Source organism: Streptomyces sp. NPDC127108 (assembly GCF_042677545.1).
In the GTDB taxonomy this organism is placed as follows: Bacteria; Actinomycetota; Actinomycetes; order Streptomycetales; family Streptomycetaceae; genus Streptomyces.
The window spans coordinates 26045-43747 of record NZ_JBHXTE010000059.1 but is presented as its reverse complement, the minus strand read 5'-3'; the positions used below and the strand labels follow the sequence as shown (position 1 = coordinate 43747).

Genomic DNA, 17703 nt, shown 5'->3' with positions numbered 1-17703 from the left:
TTTCCCACTTGAAAGAGGGTCGACAGCCCTTCGATCCTGTGCCGGAGAGCCCTTACCTCTCAGGCGGGGCGTGCCCTTGTGTCCTGATTGGGCCGCCCGTGCACGAAACCTTCCGGTGTCGGGTTATCGGTGCGTCCACGCCCCGTATCACTGCGTGATGGCAGCTCAACTCCGGTCCCCTCCAACGCCTCTGCTGGTGCGGACTAATCTCGTCGCGAGAACATCGCCCCACCCCCCCCGTGACCCATCAACCCCACCCCGCCGTTGCCGGAAAACACGGGTATTCAAGAGTTCTGGAGAACGTCCAGCATGAACCGCAAGACTTTGGTGCTGCCGGCCCTGATAGGTCTGCTCGCCCCCACGCTCGCCGCGTGTGGCGGTTCGGGCAGCGGGGACGGCGACGACCCCATCGCGGTGGGCACCACGGACCGGTTCGCCGTCTCGAAGGAAGTCCCGGCTCCCTTCGACCCTGCGTACTCCTACGACGCCGGAACCTGGAACATTCTGCGGCAGACCCTGCAGACGCTCATGGCCATGCCGCGCGGGGGCGGCGAGCCGGAGCCCGAGGCGGCGCAGAAGTGCGGCTTCACCGACACCGGCAACGAGCGGTACGCGTGCACCCTGCGCAAGGACCTCAAGTTCGCCGACGGCAAGCCGCTGACCGCCTCCGATGTGAAGTTCTCCATCGAGCGGGTGCGGGACATGAAGGTCGCCAACTCCAGCGGTGTCGACGGCCTCGTGTCGAACGTCGAGACCATCGAGGTCCAGGGCGACCGCGGTGTCGTCTTCCACCTCAAGAGCCCGGACGCGACGTTCCCGTACAAGCTCGCCACGCCGATCGCGGGCATCGTCAGCCCCGATCACTACAGCAAGACGAAGCTGCGCGACGGCTTCGAGGTGGACGGCTCCGGTCCGTACACCGTGAAGCAGGAAGTCAAGGGCGACCAGCTCGTCAAGGCGGTCTTCACCAAGAACCCCCACTACAAGGGTTCCTTCGGCCAGCAGAACGAGAAGGTCGAGCTGCGCACCTTCGTGAACGCGGCCGGCATGGGCAAGGCCCTCGACAGCGGCGACATCGACCTGATGACCCGCACCATGTCGCCGCAGCAGGTGAAGAAGCTGGACGAGAACGCCGGCAAGGACATCGACCTCGTCGAGATGCCCGGCCTGGAGATCCGCTACATCGCCTTCAACACCAACGCGTCGACGGTCAAGGACAAGGCCGTCCGCCAGGCCATGGCCCAGATCGTCGACCGCGGCGCGCTCACGAGCAGCGTGTACGGCTCCATGGCCGACCCGCTGTACTCGCTGGTGCCGACCACCATCACCGGCCACTCCAACTCGTTCTTCAACAAGTACGAGGAGCCGGACCCGAAGAAGGCCAAGAAGCTGCTCACCGAGGCGGGCATCGACACGCCCGTCAAGCTGACCATGCACTACACCACGGACCACTACGGCCCGGCCACGAAGAAGGAGTTCGAGACGCTGCAGCAGCAGCTGAACTCCTCCGGCCTCTTCGACGTGAAGATCAAGGGCGAGATCTGGAACACCTTCCGCCCGGCGGAGCGCGAGGGCAAGTACGACGTCTACGGCATGGGCTGGTTCCCCGACTTCCCGGACGCCGACAACTTCCTCGCGCCGTTCCTCGACAAGGACAACTTCCTCGGTTCGCCGTACCGCAACAGCACCATCAACGACGAACTGATCCCCACCTCCCGGCGCGAGGCCGACCGCCTCAGCGCCAGCAAGAGCATCGAGAAGATCCAGGACATCGTGGCCGATGACGTCCCGGTGCTGCCGCTGTGGCAGGGCAAGCAGTACATCGCCGCACGTGACGACATCACGGGTGTCGAATGGGCTCTCAACTCCTCCTCGAATCTGCAGCTGTGGGAGCTCGCCCGCGGTGTGAGCGACTGACCGGCGCCTCACCGAGTACGGAAACAACGACAAGGCACGCAAGTGAAAATGCGCAACCAGTGGCTGGCCCTGCCCCTCACCTCCGGCCTGGCCGCCACCCTGCTGACCGGCTGTGGATCGGAGTCGGGCGGTTCCGCCGCTGACAGTGACTCCGTGGTGGTGGGGATGTCCGACGACGTCCTCGCCACCGACCCGGCGTCCGGTTACGACCCGGGCTCGTGGCTGCTGTTCAACAACGTCTTCCAGTCGTTGCTCAGCTTCCCCAACGGCGCCACCCAGCCGGAGCCGGAGGCCGCGCGCAAGTGCCGCTTCACCGACCGGCAGACCAAGGTCTTCACCTGCACGCTGCGCGACGGCCTGAAGTTCAGCAACGGCAACGACCTGACCTCGAAGGACGTCAAGTACTCCTTCGACCGCGTCCGGGAGATCAACGACAAGACCGGCCCGGCGATCATGTTCCCGATGCTCGACGAGGTCGAGACGCCGGACGCCAAGACGGTCGTCTTCAAGCTGAAGTTCCCCGACGCGACCTTCCCGAGCAAGATCGCCTCGGGTGCCGGTTCGATCGTCGACCACCGCGAGTACCCCAAGGACAAGCTCCGCGCCGACGGCGAGGCGGTGGGCTCCGGTCCGTACAAGCTCGACTCGTTCGACAAGGACGAGGCGGTCTTCTCCGTCAACTCCGGGTACGAGGGCACCGCCAAGACCCGCAACGACGGCGTCACCCTGCGCTTCTTCCACGGTGACCGCAAGGGCCTCAAGCAGGCGATCACCGACCACGACATCGACGTCGCCTACCGAGGCCTCGCCGCCGCGGACATCGCCGACTTCGAGAAGGGCACCTCCGACAGCAAGACGGAGGTCGTCGAGGGCACCAGCGCCGAAGTGCAGCACCTGGTGTTCAACATGAAGGACCCGATGGCCGGCAAGCCCGGCGTGCGCAAGGCCATCGCCTACCTCCTTGACCGCGAGGCGCTGGTCGACCAGGTGTACCAGGGCACGGCGACGCCGCTGTACTCGATCGTCCCGGCCGGCATCGGCGGCCACAACACCGCCTTCTTCGACACCTACGGCGCCCGCCCGCAGCGCGACAAGGCCGCCGCGGCCCTGCGCGGGGCCGGCATCGAGGGCAAGGCCAAGCTGACGCTGTGGTCCACGCCGTCGCGCTACGGCCCGGCCACCGACGAGGAGCTGCGCGCGATAGCCAAGCAGCTCAACGCCAGCGGCCTGTTCGAGGCGGATGTGAAGTCCGTCGAGTTCGAGCAGTACGAGAAGGACATCGAGGCCGGGAAGTACGGCGTCTACGTCAAGGGCTGGGTGCCGGACTACCCGGACCCGGACAACTTCACGCAGCCGTTCTTCGGCAAGGGCAACGTCCTGTCGAACCACTACGAGAACAGCGACATCACCGGGAAGATCATCCCCGACACGGCCGCGCAGAGCGACCGCACCTCGACCGACAAGGCCTACGGCAAGCTCCAGAACATCGTCGCCGCCGAGCTGCCGATCCTCCCGGTCTGGCAGGCCAAGCAGTACGCGGTCGTCCAGGAGAACGTCTACGGCGTGGAGTCCTGCCTGGACGCGTCGACCGTCTTCCGCTTCTGGGAGCTCAGCAAGGACTGACGCCTGAGCTGAGGCTGACGCCTGAGCCAGACGCCTGATCCGAGGCGAGCACGACTGAGGGGGCGCCCACCGGGCGCCCCCTCAGTCATGCTTTCCGTTGCCGCCGGGGCTACTGCGCTCCCGGCCGGACGAGGCCGCTCTCGTAGGCATACACCGCCGCCTGCACGCGGTCGCGCAGGCCCAGCTTCGTCAGGACGTGCCCCACATGCGTCTTCACCGTGGTCTCGCTGACGAACAGATCCGCGGCGATCTCCGCGTTGGACAGCCCGCGCGCCACCAGCTTCAGCACCTCGACCTCGCGGTCGGTGAGGGTGTGCAGCGTGTCCGGGACCGGCTCGTCGCCCGAGGGGAGGTGCCCGGCGTACTTGTCGAGGAGCCGGCGCGTGATGCTCGGCGCGAGCATCGCCTCACCCGCGGCGACCACCCGGATCGCCTGCACCAGCTCGTTCGCCGGCGCGTCCTTCAGGAGGAAGCCGCTGGCACCGGCGCGCAGCGCCTCCACCACGTACTCGTCGAGGTCGAAGGTGGTCAGGACGAGGACCTTCGCCGGTCCGTCCCGGCCGGGTCCGGTGATCTGCCGGGTCGCCTCGACCCCGTCCATCCGCGGCATGCGGATGTCCATCAGCACGACATCGGGCTGCAACGCCCGAACCTGGTCCAGAGCCTGCAGACCGTCTCCGGCCTCGCCGACGACCGCGATGTCCTGCTCGGCCTCCAGGATCATCCGGAAACCCGTGCGCAGCAGCGGCTGGTCATCGACCAGTAGGACGCGGATGGCCACGTAACTCTCCTTCGCCTAGCCCGGGCCCATTCTGCCCTGCTCCGCGTCCGGCGACTCCGGCGGCCTCACCGGAAGCGGATACGGCGGTGGCGTGCCGCCGAATTCCGGACAGACCGCCTGGTGGTCGCACCAGCCGCACAGCTTCGTCGGCCGCGGCCGCCAGTTCCCCGTCTCCGTCGCGAGCACGATGGCGTCCCACAGCGCGAGCAGCTTGCGCTCGACCCGCTCCAGGTCCGCCGCCACCGGGTCGTACGTGATGACGTCGCCGCTGCCCAGATAGACGAGCTGGAGCCGCCGCGGGATCAGGCCCTTCAGACGCCACACCACGAGGGCGTAGAACTTCATCTGGAACAGCGCGCCCTCCGCGTACTCGGGGCGGGGCGCCTTGCCGGTCTTGTAGTCGACGATGCGGACCTCGCCGGTGGGGGCGACGTCGACGCGGTCGATGATGCCGCGCAGCTTCAGGCCCGAGGCCAGCTCGGCCTCCACGAAAAGCTCCCGCTCGGCGGGCTCCAGGCGCGTGGGGTCCTCCAGCGTGAACCACCGCTCGACCAGCTTCTCCGCGTCGGCGAGCCACCGTGCCATGCGCTCGGCCGCGCGATCGCCGCCGTCCGCGCCGTCGCCGCCGTCACCGTCCGCCTGGGCGAACAGCTCGGCCAGCTCCGGCTTGGCCTCGCGCAGCCGGTCCCACTGGCCCGGGATCAGCTCCTTGGCCCGGGGCGCGGTGCGCTCCGCCGACGGCGCGTCGAAGAGTCTCTCCAGGACCGCGTGGACCAAGGTGCCCCGCGTCGCCGCCTCGCTCGGCTTCTCCGGCAGCTTGTCGATCACTCGGAAGCGATACAGCAGCGGGCACTGCATGAAGTCGCTCGCGCGCGAGGGCGACAGGGACGCCGGGCGCGCGGCCGCCCTGACGTCGTCGGTCCTGGTTTCCATGACAACAGACCCTACGACCCGCCACTGACAACGGACGCATACCATCGACGACAGACCCTCCCGCCCTGCATGATCGTGTGTGTACCGCGCCACAGCAGGAGCGGGGGACGCTTCGAACGAGGGGACATCGTGGACGAAAGCGGCGGCAGCGGCAGGCCGCAGTCCGACGAGCACGCGCCCGCCCAGGCGGAACACGCGTCCGACCAGGCGGAGACCGAGCCCGGCCGGACGGCGGGTGCGTCCGGCCACGCGGAGACCACGTCCGGCCGGACCGCGAGCGCGTCCGGTCAGGCGGAGAGCGCGCCACGCCGGGCGGAGAGCGCGCCGTCCAGCGCGCCCCGGCCCGCGACCGAGCGCCCCGGCGCGGAGGGGGACGCGCACGCGGGCGCCACGGGGGAGGGCGGGACCCAAGTCGAGGTCGACGGCTCCGACGCCGAGCCCGAGCCGACGCCGGGCGCGGCGCGCCCCGAGTCCGCCGATCCCGCCGACCGGCCGAACCTCTCCAAGGCCCCCGCGCCCACCCCGGCACGGGCCCACGCCCACCACACCGGTGAGCCGCTGAAGGGCGCCAAGGAGGACAAGGAGGACAAGGACGAGCCGAAGAACCCCGGAGGCGGGCTGCTCATGGGGCGCCCCTTCGGCGTGCCCGTCTACGTCGCGCCCAGCTGGTTCCTCGTCGCCGCGCTGATCACCTGGGTGTTCGGCGGCCAGCTCGACCGCGTCCTGCCCGAGCTCGGCAGCGCCCGCTATCTCGTGTCACTGTTCTTCGCCGTCGCCTTCTACGCCTCGGTGCTCGTGCACGAGCTGGCCCACACCGTCGCCGCCCTGCGCTTCAAGCTTCCCGTGCGCCGCATCCAGCTGCAGTTCTTCGGCGGCGTCAGCGAGATCGAGAAGGAGAGCGAGACCCCCGGCCGCGAGTTCGTCCTCGCCTTCGTCGGACCGCTGCTCTCCCTCGTCCTCGCGGGCGTGTTCTACGTGGGCATGCGCGCCGTGGAACCCGGCACGGTCCCCGGCGTCCTGCTCGCCGGCCTGATGATCTCCAACCTCATCGTCGCCGCGTTCAACCTCCTGCCCGGCCTGCCGCTCGACGGCGGCCGCATGCTCCGCGCCGTCGTTTGGAAGATCACCGGCAAGCCCATGAGCGGCACCATCGCCGCCGCCTGGGTCGGCCGCGCGCTCGCCATCTCCGTCCTCATCGGCCTGCCGCTCCTCAACCAGTCCGGCGCCCTCGGCGGCGAGACCCAGGACATCGGCGGCATGGACACCGTCACCGACGCCCTGCTCGCCGCGATCCTCGCCGCCATCATCTGGACCGGGGCGGGCAACAGCCTGCGCATGGCCCGGCTGCGCGAGCACCTGCCCGAACTGCGCGCCCGCGCGCTCACCCGCCGCGCTGTCCCCGTGGAGACCGACACCCCGCTCTCCGAGGCCCTGCGCCGCGCCAACGCCGCGGGCGCCCGCGCCCTGGTCGTGGTGGACGCCGACGGCGACCCGCTGTCCGTGGTCCGGGAGGCCGCCATCGTCGGCGTTCCGGAACACCGCCGCCCCTGGGTCACCGTCAGCGGCCTCGCCCAGGACATCACCGAAGGCATGCGCGTCCCCGCCGAACTGGCGGGGGAGGACCTCCTGGACCGGCTGCGGGCCACCCCGGCCACCGAATACCTGGTCGTCGAGACCTCCGGGGAGATCTACGGCGTCCTGTCCGCCGCCGACGTCGAGCGCGCCTTCGTCAACGCCATGGCCCGGCCCAGCTGACCGCGCCCGGCGCGGCCCGCACGACCGCGGTGGTCGGCGGCCCCCGCCACGGCCGGTAGGCTGGTCACATGTCCGAACCGACCGGTGCCGCCCGCCGACGCGGGCCCTTCAAGGTCGGGGACCAGGTCCAGCTCACCGACCCCAAGGGACGCCACTACACGTTCACGCTCGAGGCCGGGAAGAACTTCCACACCCACAAGGGTTCCTTCCCGCACGACGAGCTGATCGGCGCTCCCGAGGGCAGTGTTGTCCGCACCACGGGGAACGTCGCCTACCTCGCGCTGCGTCCCCTGCTCCCCGACTACGTCCTGTCCATGCCCCGCGGCGCCGCCGTGGTCTACCCCAAGGACGCGGGGCAGATCCTGGCCTTCGCCGACATCTTCCCCGGCGCGCGCGTCGTGGAGGCGGGCGTGGGCTCCGGCTCGCTCAGCGCCTTCCTGCTGCGCGCCATCGGCGACCACGGCATGCTGCACTCCTACGAGCGCCGCGAGGACTTCGCCGAGATCGCCCAGCAGAACGTGGAGCGCTACTTCGGCGGCCCGCACCCCGCCTGGCAGCTCACCGTCGGCGACCTCCAGGACAACCTGTCCGACACCGAGGTCGACCGCGTCATCCTCGACATGCTGGCCCCCTGGGAGTGCCTGGAGGCCGTCTCCAAGGCCCTGGTGCCCGGCGGCATCCTGTGCGCGTACGTCGCCACCACCACGCAGCTGGCCCGCACCGTCGAGTCGATCAGGGAGATCGGCGGCTTCAACGAGCCGACCGCCTGGGAGTCGATGATCCGCAACTGGCACATCGAGGGCCTGGCCGTCCGCCCGGACCACCGCATGATCGGCCACACCGGCTTCCTCCTCACCGCCCGTCGCCTCGCGGACGGCGTCGAGCCGCCCATGCGGCGCCGCCGCCCCGCCAAGGGCGCCTACGGCGAGGACTACACCGGCCCGAACGCCGACGGCGGCAGCCCCCGCTGACCGCCCGCCCGGACGCGCACCCCGCGCGCCCGGCGCACTCCGCACAACGCACCGGCGCCGCCGTGTTGGACGCGTGTCACCGCACGGGACCCCGGTGTTCCCCGGCGCTGTGAGGTGTGGCAGCATGCTGGCCACCCCACCCCCACCGGCACAGCCCTCACAGGAGACACTCCTCGTGCAGCACCCCGCCGTCCCGGAACTGGCCCACACGGTGGACCGGCCGTGGGCCACCCGACCCATCCACTGGGTGGCCACCGCCGCCGCGCTCGCCGCCGTCGTCGCGGCCTCGGGCTTCCTCCAGCCCGACCCGGCCACCGCCGCCCCGACCGCCCCCGAGCCGGAGTCAAGGAGCGCCCCGGCCCCCGCGCCCGCGCCCGACCCGGCCATCGTCGCCTATCCCCTGGAATGCCCCGCCAAGTCCGTCGTCGCCAAGAAGGCGACCGGTGACCTCGACGGCGACGGCCGCCCGGAGACCGTCGCGGCCGTGCACTGCGAGGCCGGCTCCGGCACCCCGCCGCACGCCCTGTACGTCATCACCCGGCCCCGGGAGGGCAAGCCGCGCGTCGTCGCCACCCTCCTCGACACCAAGGAGGGCCGCACCGTCAGCGCGCTCGCGGTGCGCGGGGGCGCGGTGACCGCGACGCTCCTCGGCTACTCCTCGATCGACGTGCCCCGCTACCGCCCCGATCTCCGCGACGAAGCCAAGTGGCAGTGGAAGAACGGCGCGTTCACCCGCTCGACACCGGGTGCGACGCGCGGTGTGTGACGCACCCGCCGCCCCACGCGCCGCCGCGGTGGACGGCGCGTGGACCCCCGGGTGCGCCCGGCGGACATGAGAAGGGGCCCGTGGTTACCGTCAGACGGTAACCACGGGCCCCGTTTCGCTCACACAGCGAAACAATTCGGTCACTCTGCGTCGGGGCCGTAGACCTCGACCTTGTCCGAAACCCGACGTACATGAATACAGTCGCCCGGGCACTCCTTCGCGGAGTCGGTGACGTCCCGCAGCAGCGGCAGCGGCACGGGCGTTGTCGCCCCCGGCGTCTGCAACAGCTCGTCGTCGCCGCCCTTCACATAGGCCAGGCCATCAATGTCCAGCTCGAAGACCTCCGGCGCGTACTGGGCACAGATGCCGTCGCCGGTACACAGGTCCTGATCGATCCAGACCTCGAGCAGATCATGGCTCTCGCCGACGGTCTCCGCCTCGTGCTGCACGGTCATCTCTCCTGCCGAAACTGCGTCGAGCAGGGCCGACTTTGCTGCAAGTCCGGCCAGCCCTGACGGGTGTTGAACACTTCGACCCTACAACCGGCGGCTTTCCGATGTTGTTGGGTGGGTATTCCCCTGGCGTGAGGGAGAGCGCAAGGGTGAAGATCGGACACACCCCGACCGTCTTTGTGATCTAGGGGTTTCAATCAGCACCCACCCAGGTAGGGTCAGGAAGCGTCCAGCTCCCCTTGGAGGAGGTGAGGACCGTGGCAGCCCACGACGACGACATCAACCGCGGCATCCGGCCGGGGCGAGGGTCTGAGGACCCAGCCGGTCAGGTTGCCTATCTCGAGCAGGAAATCGCCGTCCTGCGACGCAAGCTCGCCGACTCTCCGCGTCACACGAGGATTCTCGAAGAGCGGATCGTCGAGCTGCAGACCAACCTGGCAGGCGTATCCGCGCAGAACGAACGGCTCGCCAACACGCTCCGCGAGGCCCGCGACCAGATCGTGGCCCTCAAGGAAGAAGTCGACCGGCTCGCACAGCCGCCGGCCGGCTTCGGAGTCTTCCTCACGGCGAACGAGGACGGCACCGCCGACATCTTCACCGGCGGCCGCAAGCTCCGCGTGAACGTCAGCCCGAGCGTCGAACTCGACGACCTCAGGCGCGGCCAGGAAGTCATGCTCAACGAAGCGCTCAACGTGGTCGAGGCCATGGAGTACGAGAGCGTCGGAGACATCGTCACCCTCAAGGAGATCCTGGAGGACGGCGAACGAGCCCTGGTGCTCGGACACACCGACGAGGAACGGGTGGTGAGGCTCGCCGAGCCGCTCCTGGACGTCACCATCCGCCCCGGAGACGCCCTCCTGCTCGAGCCCCGCTCCGGCTACGTCTACGAGGTCGTACCGAAGAGCGAAGTAGAGGAACTGGTCCTCGAAGAGGTCCCGGACATCAGCTACGAGAAGATCGGCGGCCTCGGCGGTCAGATCGAGATGATCCGTGACGCCGTCGAGCTTCCCTACCTCTACCCCGACCTCTTCAAGGAGCACGAACTGCGGCCGCCCAAGGGCGTCCTGCTCTACGGCCCGCCCGGCTGCGGCAAGACACTGATCGCCAAGGCCGTCGCCAACTCCCTTGCCAAGAAGGTCGCCGAGGTCACCGGGCAGCCCGCGGGGAAGAGCTTCTTCCTCAACATCAAGGGCCCCGAGCTCCTCAACAAGTACGTCGGCGAGACCGAGCGGCACATCCGCCTGGTCTTCCAGCGCGCACGGGAGAAGGCGAGCGAAGGCACCCCCGTCATCGTCTTCTTCGACGAGATGGAATCCCTCTTCCGCACCCGCGGCAGCGGCGTCAGCTCGGACGTGGAGAACACCATCGTCCCCCAGCTGCTCGCCGAGATCGACGGTGTGGAGGGCCTGGAGAACGTCATCGTCATCGGCGCCTCCAACCGCGAGGACATGATCGACCCGGCCATCCTGCGGCCCGGACGCCTCGATGTGAAGATCAAGATCGAGCGCCCGGACGCCGAGGCGGCCAAGGACATCTTCGCCAAGTACCTCACCGAACGACTGCCCCTGCACTCCGACGACCTCGCCGAGCACAGCAGCGACAAGGCCGCCACCGTGCACGGCATGATCCAGTCCGTCGTGGAGCAGATGTACGCCGAGTCCGAGGAGAACCGCTTCCTCGAAGTCACGTACGCCAACGGCGACAAGGAAGTCCTCTATTTCAAGGACTTCAACTCCGGCGCCATGATCGAGAACATCGTCGGCCGCGCCAAGAAGATGGCCATCAAGGCCTTCCTCGAGCAGAACCAGAAGGGTCTCAGGGTCTCTCACCTCCTCCAGGCTTGCATCGACGAGTTCAAGGAGAACGAGGACCTGCCCAACACCACCAACCCGGACGACTGGGCCCGCATCTCCGGCAAGAAGGGCGAGCGGATCGTGTACATCCGCACGCTCGTCACCGGCAAGCAGGGCGCCGACACCGGACGCTCCATCGACACGGTGGCCAACACCGGTCAGTACCTGTAGATGGCAGGGCGGCTGCGGGTGCCCTCCAGGGGTACCCGCAGCCGACTGTTTTCCGCCGGTCGCGGGCGCCTCGCAGCCGCGTCACCAACCCAGCGAGAGCAAAGCAGGAAATGATCTCCCCACCAGCGCAGAGGCGTTCTAGGCTCTTCCGTACCGCCGAGTCGCGCAGTGCGGGGACGGGCACCGCACACGCACCGGAGAACCAGCGGTACTTGAGCGGTGCCCCCGACCGAGGGCGCCGCCGGGCAAGGAGGGCCGCATGACCGTACGGCGAGTAATGGGCATCGAGACGGAGTACGGCATCTCCGTCCCCGGCCACCCCAACGCCAATGCCATGCTCACCTCGTCCCAGATCGTCAACGCCTACGCCGCGGCGATGCACCGGGCGCGACGCGCCCGCTGGGACTTCGAGGAGGAGAACCCGCTGCGGGACGCGCGGGGCTTCGACCTCGCCCGCGAATCCGCCGACGCCAGCCAGCTCACCGACGAGGACATCGGCCTCGCCAACGTGATCCTCACCAACGGGGCCCGCCTCTACGTAGACCACGCACACCCCGAGTACAGCGCCCCGGAGGTCACCAACCCCCGCGACGCGGTCCTCTGGGACAAGGCCGGCGAACGCATCATGGCCGAGGCCGCCGAACGGGCCGCCGCGCTCCCCGGCGCCCAGCCGATCCACCTCTACAAGAACAACACCGACAACAAGGGCGCCTCCTACGGCACGCACGAGAACTACCTGATGAAGCGGGAGACCCCGTTCTCGGACATCGTGCGCCACCTCACGCCCTTCTTCATCTCCCGGCAGGTCTTCGCCGGGGCGGGCCGCGTCGGCATCGGGCAGGACGGCCACGAGCACGGCTTCCAGCTCAGCCAGCGCGCCGACTACTTCGAGGTCGAGGTCGGCCTGGAGACCACCCTCAAACGGCCCATCATCAACACCCGCGACGAGCCGCACGCCGACGCCGAGAAGTACCGCCGCCTGCATGTGATCATCGGCGACGCGAACCTCTCGGAGATCTCCACCTACCTCAAGCTCGGCACCACCTCGCTGGTCCTCGCCATGATCGAGGACGGCTTCATCGCGGTGGACCTCGCCGTCGACCAGCCCGTCCGCACGCTCCACCAGATCTCCCACGACCCGACCCTCCAGCACCTGGTCACGCTCCGTAGCGGCCGCACCCTCACCGCCGTCCAGCTCCAGATGGAGTACTTCGAGCTGGCCCGCAAATACGTCGAGGAGCGGTACGGCGCCGACGCGGACGCCCAGACCAAGGACGTCCTGACCCGCTGGGAAGACGTGCTCAACCGCCTGGAGAACAACCCGATGAGCCTCTCCGGAGAGCTCGACTGGGTCGCCAAGCGGGAACTCATGGAGGGCTACCGCCGCCGTGACGGCCTCGACTGGGACGCCGCGCGCCTGCACCTGGTGGACCTCCAGTACGCGGACGTACGCCCCGAGAAGGGCCTGTACAACCGCCTCGCGGCCCGCGGCAAGATGAAGCGCCTCCTGGACGAGGGCGACGTCGAGCGGGCCCGTAGCAAGCCGCCCGAGGACACCCGCGCCTACTTCCGGGGCCGCTGTCTGGAGCAGTACGCCGACGACGTGGCCGCGGCCTCATGGGATTCGGTCATCTTCGACCTGCCCGGACGCGACTCGCTCCAGCGCGTTCCCACCCTGGAGCCGCTTCGCGGAACGCGTAATCACGTCAAGGAGCTGCTGGACCGCTGCCGCACGGCGGAGGATCTGGTCCGGGTGCTCTCCGGAGGCTGAAAGGCGGCTGAAAGGCCGGCCGCGGGGGAATCACAGAGGTGGGCCCCGCACGTTGTACGAAGTGCGGGGCCGATGTCAGACCCGGCTTGTAGGGTCTGATCAAGAAACGTCTAACCGAGCGGGGTGAGGTAGATGGCGACCAAGGACACCGGCGGCGGACAGCAGAAGGCGACGCGTTCCACCGAGGAGGTCGAGGAGCAGGCGCAGGACGCGCAGGCTTCCGAGGACCTCAAGGAGCGCCAGGAGAAGCTGAGCGACGACGTGGACTCCGTCCTCGACGAGATCGACGACGTCCTCGAGGAGAACGCAGAGGACTTCGTGCGCTCCTTCGTGCAAAAGGGTGGCCAGTAGGCCGCTCCTCCCTTGGTTTCCAAGGGCGGGCGAGGGCTGTCGAGCGCGCTGCGAAAGCGCGGCGGCCCATGTGGATCACTGCCACGAGACGGGTAGGGTCCGTGGCGTACTGTGCTTCAACTGCAATTCGGCGATCGGCAAGTTGGGAGATGCTCCCGGCACCTTGCGCCGGGCCATCAGTTACCTGGAAGGAAACCCGTGGAAGCCAACACTCGAAAGCCCGGGCGTCTACCGGCTGCCTTCCTGACCCCTGGTTCTTCGTCCTTCATGGACTTCCTCTCCGAGCACCAGCCGGAAATGCTCCCCGGCAAGCGGCAGTTGCCGCCGACGCAAGGGGTGCTCGAGGCTCCGCACGGCACGACCATCGTGGCGACGACGTTCCCCGGCGGCGTGGTGCTCGCCGGTGACCGTCGCGCCACGATGGGCAATGTCATCGCGCAGCGCGACATCGAGAAGGTCTTCCCGGCCGACGAGTACTCGGCGGTCGGCATCGCGGGCACGGCCGGTCTCGCCGTGGAGATGGTGAAGCTGTTCCAGCTGGAGCTGGAGCACTTCGAGAAGGTCGAGGGCGCGACGCTCTCCCTGGAGGGCAAGGCCAACCGCCTCTCGACGATGATCCGGTCCAACCTGGGCATGGCGATGCAGGGCCTCGCGGTCGTCCCGCTCTTCGCGGGGTTCGACGTGGACCGTGCCAAGGGCCGCATCTTCTCGTACGACGTGACGGGCGGCCGCAGCGAGGAGCACGGATTCGCGGCGACGGGCTCGGGTTCGGTCTTCGCGCGCGGCGCGATGAAGAAGCTGTACCGCGACGACCTGACGGAGGAGCAGGCGACGACGCTCGTCGTGCAGGCGTTGTACGACGCCGCGGACGACGATTCGGCGACGGGCGGCCCGGATGTCGCCCGGCGGATCTATCCGATTGTGACGGTGATCTCCGAAGAGGGCTTCCGGAGGCTGGCGGAGGCGGAGACCTCCGAGATCGCGCGCTCGATTCTGGCTCGTCGTCTCGAGCAGCCGGACGGTCCGCGCGCCGCGCTGCTCTGAGTGCCCCGTTGTTGTTGTGTGAATTTTTGACAGAAAGGGACGGATAGCCGGTGTCGACGCCGTTCTATGTCTCACCCCAGCAGGCCATGGCCGACCGGGCGGAATACGCCCGCAAGGGCATCGCTCGCGGTCGCAGTCTGGTCGTGCTGCAGTACGCCGACGGCATTGTGTTCGTCGGCGAGAACCCGTCCCGTGCGCTGCACAAGTTCAGCGAGATCTATGACCGGATCGGTTTCGCCGCGGCCGGTAAGTACAACGAGTACGAGAACCTCCGCATCGGCGGCGTCCGCTACGCGGATCTGCGGGGTTACACCTATGACCGTGACGATGTGACGGCCCGTGGTCTGGCGAATGTGTACGCGCAGACGCTGGGCACGATTTTCTCCAGCAACGCCGAGAAGCCCTACGAGGTCGAGCTGGTCGTCGCCGAGGTCGGCACGACGCCGGACGGCGACCAGATCTATCGGCTGCCGCACGACGGCTCGATCGTCGACGAGCACGGCTCGGTCGCGGTGGGCGGCAACGCGGAACAGATCAGTACGTATCTCGATCAGCGCCACCAGGACGGGATGACGCTCGCCGAGGCGCTGAAGCTCGCGGTGCAGTCGTTGTCGCGTGACACCAACGGCAGTGAGCGGGAGATCCCCGCGGAGCGCCTCGAGGTGGCGGTCCTCGACCGTACGCGGCCGCAGCAGCGGAAGTTCAAGCGGATCGTCGGCCGGCAGCTGGAGCGGCTGCTCGGTGAGGACGGTTCGGCGGGGGAGTCGGAGGAGGGCGCGGAGCCGGACGCCGGTTCCGAGGCCGAGTCGGACTCCGGTTCGGGTTCCGCCGGGGAGTAGTTCCACGCGGCCCCGCGTCCCGGCGTTCAGCGCCGGGGCGCGGGGCTTTGTGCTGTGGAGCCGCGGACGACGAGGTGGGCGGGCAGGGCCGCGGGTTCCGGGGCGTGCCCGTCGAGGACGGCGATGAGGGTGGCCATGCCTTGCTCGCCGAAGCGTTCGGCGGGCAGGGCGACGGTGGTGAGTTCGGGCTCGACGGCGGTGGCGAGGGTCAGATCGTCGAAGCCGGTGACGCTGAGGTCGTCCGGGACGTGCAGGCCGAGGCGGCGGGCGGCCTTGCAGACGCCCGCGGCGAGGATGTCGTCGTCGCAGACGACGGCGGTGGGGCGGGGGCCGGGTCCGCCGAGCGCGGTCTCGGCGGCGATCCTGGCGTCGTCGACGGTGAGGAGCGCCTTGGCGGTGCGCACGGTCGCGCCGGTGCCCCGGACGGCGGCGACGAGGGCGTCGCGGCGCACATGGAAGGTCCAGGAGTCGATGTCGGCGGCCAGGTGCAGGAGGTCGCGGTGGCCGAGGGCGAGCAGGTGCTCGGTGGCCTGGCGCATGCCGTCGGCGATGTCGAGGTTGACGGTGCTGGCGCCGAGGCTGCCGGCGGGGTCGCTGTCGAGCATGACGAGGGGGAGTTCGTCGCCGCGGATCGCGCCGAGGGCCTCGGAGGCCATGGAGGACGCGAGCACGCCGTCGAGTGAGGCGCGGGCGGAGTCGAAGGGGTCGCGGGCCGGGGCGTTGAGGTCCGGGGTGGGGTAGAGAACGACGCCGATGCCGTGGCGGGCGGCCACGCGGGCGGCGCCGGTGTGCACACGCGCGAAGAACTCGTTGGTGAGGGCGGGGACGACGAGGAGGGCGGTGCGGGTGCGGCCGAGGCGCAGGTTCCGGGCGGCGAGGTTGGGCCGGTAGCCCAGTTCGCGGGCGGCGGCACGGACGCGCTCCGCGGTGCGCTCGGCGACGCGGCCCTGCCACTTGTCGCCCAGGACGAGGGAGACGGTGGCCTGCGAGACCCCGGCGGCGCGGGCGACGTCGCGGCTGGTGGGGCGGGGGGCCGCGGTGTCGTGCTGGGGTCCGGCCACGGACGTCTCCTGGTCGCTGTGGGGCGCCCGGCGCACGGCGGGCGCGCACGGGCAGTGGACTGGTGAACAGCGCACATGGTACGTATGACCCCGCGAAGTTATACGTACAACTAAAGGCGCATCGGCGCGCGGGCGGGCGAGGAGAGGCTCACTGATGGCTTCCGGTTACGGCGAGATCCTGCGCGCGCGGTACGCGACGCGGCTCCTTGCGGGCACCCTCGTGGGGCGACTGCCGAACGCGACGGCGGCGATCGGCATCGTGCTGTTCGTCCGCGCGGAGGGCGGCTCGTACAGCCTGGCCGGTGCGCTCGCCGCGGTCTACGGAGTGGCGACGGCCGTGGGGCAGCCATTGCTCGGGCGCCTGGTGGACCTGCACGGCCAGCCGCGCGTGATGCTGCCGGCGGCCGTCGTCTCGGGCCTCGGCATGGCGGCCTTCGCGTTCACCGGCCCCGACATGCTCGTCGCCGCGTACGCCGCGATGGTGGTCGCCGGTCTGTTCACGCCACCGCTGGAGGGCGGGCTCCGGGCGCTGTGGCCGGACGTGCTGCGCAAGGAGGGCCAGGTCCACACGGCGTACGCGATGGACGCCGTGGCGCAGGAGGTCATGTTCACCGTCGGGCCGCTCCTGGTGACCGGGCTCGTGTCGCTGTGGTCGGCGAGCGCGGCGCTGCTCGTGGTGAACGCGATCGGTGTGCTCGGCGCGCTCTCGGTCGTGGTGTCGCGCCCCTCGCGCGCGTGGCGGTCGGCGCCGCGGGAGGCGCACTGGCTCGGCGCGCTGCGCTCGCCGGGGCTGCTCGCGCTCCTCGGCGCGTTCCTGTTCGTCGGGACGGCGCTCGGCGCGATCACGGTGGCGGGGGTGTCGTACGCGGACGGGCACGGCGGTGACGCGGTGTACGGCTGGATGATGGCGGCCCTCGGCCTCGGGGCGCTCGCGGGCGGGACGGTCTACGGGGCGCGGCAGTGGAGCGGCGCGCCGGAGCGCCGCCTGGTGCTGCTCGTGGCGCTGCTCGCGGTCTGCTACGTGCCGCTGGTCCTGGTGCCGGGCGCGGTGGGGATGGTGGCGCTGACGGCGCTCGCCGGGGTGTTCCTCGCGCCGGCGCTCGCGTGTGCGTTCATCGTCGTGGACCGGCACGCGCCCCGGGGCACGGTCACGGAGGCGTTCTCGTGGCTGGTGACGACGTTCACGGTGGGCACGTCGGTGGGGACGGCGGCGGGTGGTCCCGTGGTCGAGTGGGCCGGGACGCGGTGGGGGTTCGCGGTTCCGGGTCTGGCGGGCGGGGCGGCACTCCTGGTGCTCGTGTGCACGGGGCGGGCGTTCGCATCCGCAGGTGTGGGCCCGGTGGTTGCGGGTTCATCGGAAAATGATCGAAACGGTGCTGCCGAACCCGGTTTCAGTGCGGGGCATCGGGCGTAAT

Annotated in this window: 15 protein-coding genes and 1 pseudogene; 12 read left to right on the top strand and 4 right to left on the bottom strand. The window is 69.7% G+C overall.

Annotation, left to right across the window (positions count from 1 at the left end; translation table 11 throughout):
* Positions 1 to 309: 309 nt before the first annotated feature.
* Both ACFVHO_RS35850 and ACFVHO_RS35845 read left to right on the top strand, forming a co-directional pair.
* Entirely contained in the window at positions 310 to 1917 is a 1608-nt protein-coding gene (locus ACFVHO_RS35850) for an ABC transporter substrate-binding protein (protein WP_385724232.1), read from the top strand.
* Between the two features lie 42 nt (positions 1918 to 1959).
* Positions 1960 to 3540, top strand: coding sequence for an ABC transporter substrate-binding protein (locus ACFVHO_RS35845; RefSeq protein ID WP_385724229.1), 1581 nt, complete (start codon positions 1960 to 1962; stop codon positions 3538 to 3540).
* Between the two features lie 109 nt (positions 3541 to 3649).
* Here ACFVHO_RS35845 and ACFVHO_RS35840 read toward each other — a convergent pair whose 3' ends face one another.
* Together ACFVHO_RS35840 and ACFVHO_RS35835 are read right to left on the bottom strand one after the other, a co-directional pair.
* The gene (locus tag ACFVHO_RS35840; protein WP_030356234.1) at positions 3650 to 4321 is read right to left on the bottom strand and encodes a response regulator transcription factor; all 672 of its coding nucleotides are present in this window, start codon (positions 4319 to 4321) and stop codon (positions 3650 to 3652) included.
* Between the two features lie 15 nt (positions 4322 to 4336).
* The gene (locus tag ACFVHO_RS35835; protein ID WP_385724226.1) at positions 4337 to 5254 is read right to left on the bottom strand and encodes a RecB family exonuclease; all 918 of its coding nucleotides are present in this window, start codon (positions 5252 to 5254) and stop codon (positions 4337 to 4339) included.
* Positions 5255 to 5383: 129 nt separating this feature from the next.
* Between ACFVHO_RS35835 and ACFVHO_RS35830 the strand changes: the two genes are divergently transcribed.
* From ACFVHO_RS35830 to ACFVHO_RS35820, 3 genes are all read left to right on the top strand, one after another.
* Positions 5384 to 7009 (top strand): site-2 protease family protein, encoded by a 1626-nt coding sequence (locus ACFVHO_RS35830; protein WP_385724223.1) that lies wholly within the window; start codon positions 5384 to 5386, stop codon positions 7007 to 7009.
* A 68-nt stretch (positions 7010 to 7077) separates the two neighbouring features.
* Positions 7078 to 7980 (top strand): tRNA (adenine-N1)-methyltransferase, encoded by a 903-nt coding sequence (locus ACFVHO_RS35825; protein WP_016639459.1) that lies wholly within the window; start codon positions 7078 to 7080, stop codon positions 7978 to 7980.
* A gap of 175 nt (positions 7981 to 8155) precedes the next feature.
* Positions 8156 to 8746 (top strand): hypothetical protein, encoded by a 591-nt coding sequence (locus tag ACFVHO_RS35820; RefSeq protein WP_385724265.1) that lies wholly within the window; start codon positions 8156 to 8158, stop codon positions 8744 to 8746.
* A 140-nt stretch (positions 8747 to 8886) separates the two neighbouring features.
* On the opposite strand, the gene ACFVHO_RS35815 is transcribed toward ACFVHO_RS35820, so the two are convergent.
* Positions 8887 to 9201, bottom strand: a complete 315-nt coding sequence (locus ACFVHO_RS35815) for a ferredoxin (RefSeq protein ID WP_289953000.1) — start codon at positions 9199 to 9201, stop codon at positions 8887 to 8889.
* A 254-nt stretch (positions 9202 to 9455) separates the two neighbouring features.
* On the opposite strand from ACFVHO_RS35815, the gene arc reads away from it, so the two are divergent.
* From arc to prcA, 6 genes and pseudogenes are all read left to right on the top strand, one after another.
* Positions 9456 to 11222 (top strand): proteasome ATPase, encoded by a 1767-nt coding sequence (gene arc, locus ACFVHO_RS35810; protein ID WP_385724220.1) that lies wholly within the window; start codon positions 9456 to 9458, stop codon positions 11220 to 11222.
* 259 nt (positions 11223 to 11481) lie between these two features.
* Positions 11482 to 12993: a depupylase/deamidase Dop gene (dop, locus tag ACFVHO_RS35805; protein WP_385724218.1), complete on the top strand. Its 1512-nt coding sequence runs from the start codon at positions 11482 to 11484 to the stop codon at positions 12991 to 12993.
* Between the two features lie 132 nt (positions 12994 to 13125).
* Positions 13126 to 13344 (top strand): ubiquitin-like protein Pup, encoded by a 219-nt coding sequence (locus ACFVHO_RS35800; protein ID WP_016325855.1) that lies wholly within the window; start codon positions 13126 to 13128, stop codon positions 13342 to 13344.
* A 49-nt stretch (positions 13345 to 13393) separates the two neighbouring features.
* Positions 13394 to 13591: pseudogene (locus tag ACFVHO_RS35795) on the top strand (endonuclease VII domain-containing protein); the annotation flags it as partial.
* Entirely contained in the window at positions 13543 to 14388 is an 846-nt protein-coding gene (prcB, locus tag ACFVHO_RS35790; RefSeq protein WP_380852719.1) for a proteasome subunit beta, read from the top strand. The pseudogene ACFVHO_RS35795 and the gene prcB, both read left to right, overlap by 49 nt.
* 50 nt (positions 14389 to 14438) lie before the next feature.
* Positions 14439 to 15227, top strand: a complete 789-nt coding sequence (prcA, locus tag ACFVHO_RS35785; RefSeq protein WP_385724215.1) for a proteasome subunit alpha — start codon at positions 14439 to 14441, stop codon at positions 15225 to 15227.
* Between the two features lie 26 nt (positions 15228 to 15253).
* Here the strand turns inward: prcA and ACFVHO_RS35780 are convergent, their stop codons facing one another.
* Positions 15254 to 16288, bottom strand: a complete 1035-nt coding sequence (locus ACFVHO_RS35780; protein WP_385724212.1) for a LacI family DNA-binding transcriptional regulator — start codon at positions 16286 to 16288, stop codon at positions 15254 to 15256.
* Positions 16289 to 16442: 154 nt separating this feature from the next.
* Here ACFVHO_RS35780 and ACFVHO_RS35775 point away from each other — a divergent pair, with 154 nt between their 5' ends.
* Complete coding sequence (locus ACFVHO_RS35775; protein ID WP_385724209.1) at positions 16443 to 17702, top strand: MFS transporter; 1260 nt, start codon at positions 16443 to 16445, stop codon at positions 17700 to 17702.
* Position 17703 lies beyond the last annotated feature (1 nt).

Bases quoted from the DNA above. Each gene is read 5' to 3' on its own strand.
- ACFVHO_RS35815 (WP_289953000.1), bottom strand. From the start codon at position 9,201: ATGACCGTGCAGCACGAGGCGGAGACCGTCGGCGAGAGCCATGATCTG.
- ACFVHO_RS35800 (WP_016325855.1), top strand. From the start codon at position 13,126: ATGGCGACCAAGGACACCGGCGGCGGACAGCAGAAGGCGACGCGTTCC.
- dop (WP_385724218.1), top strand. From the start codon at position 11,482: ATGACCGTACGGCGAGTAATGGGCATCGAGACGGAGTACGGCATCTCC.
- ACFVHO_RS35825 (WP_016639459.1), top strand. From the start codon at position 7,078: ATGTCCGAACCGACCGGTGCCGCCCGCCGACGCGGGCCCTTCAAGGTC.
- ACFVHO_RS35850 (WP_385724232.1), top strand. From the start codon at position 310: ATGAACCGCAAGACTTTGGTGCTGCCGGCCCTGATAGGTCTGCTCGCC.
- ACFVHO_RS35835 (WP_385724226.1), bottom strand. From the start codon at position 5,254: ATGGAAACCAGGACCGACGACGTCAGGGCGGCCGCGCGCCCGGCGTCC.
- ACFVHO_RS35775 (WP_385724209.1), top strand. From the start codon at position 16,443: ATGGCTTCCGGTTACGGCGAGATCCTGCGCGCGCGGTACGCGACGCGG.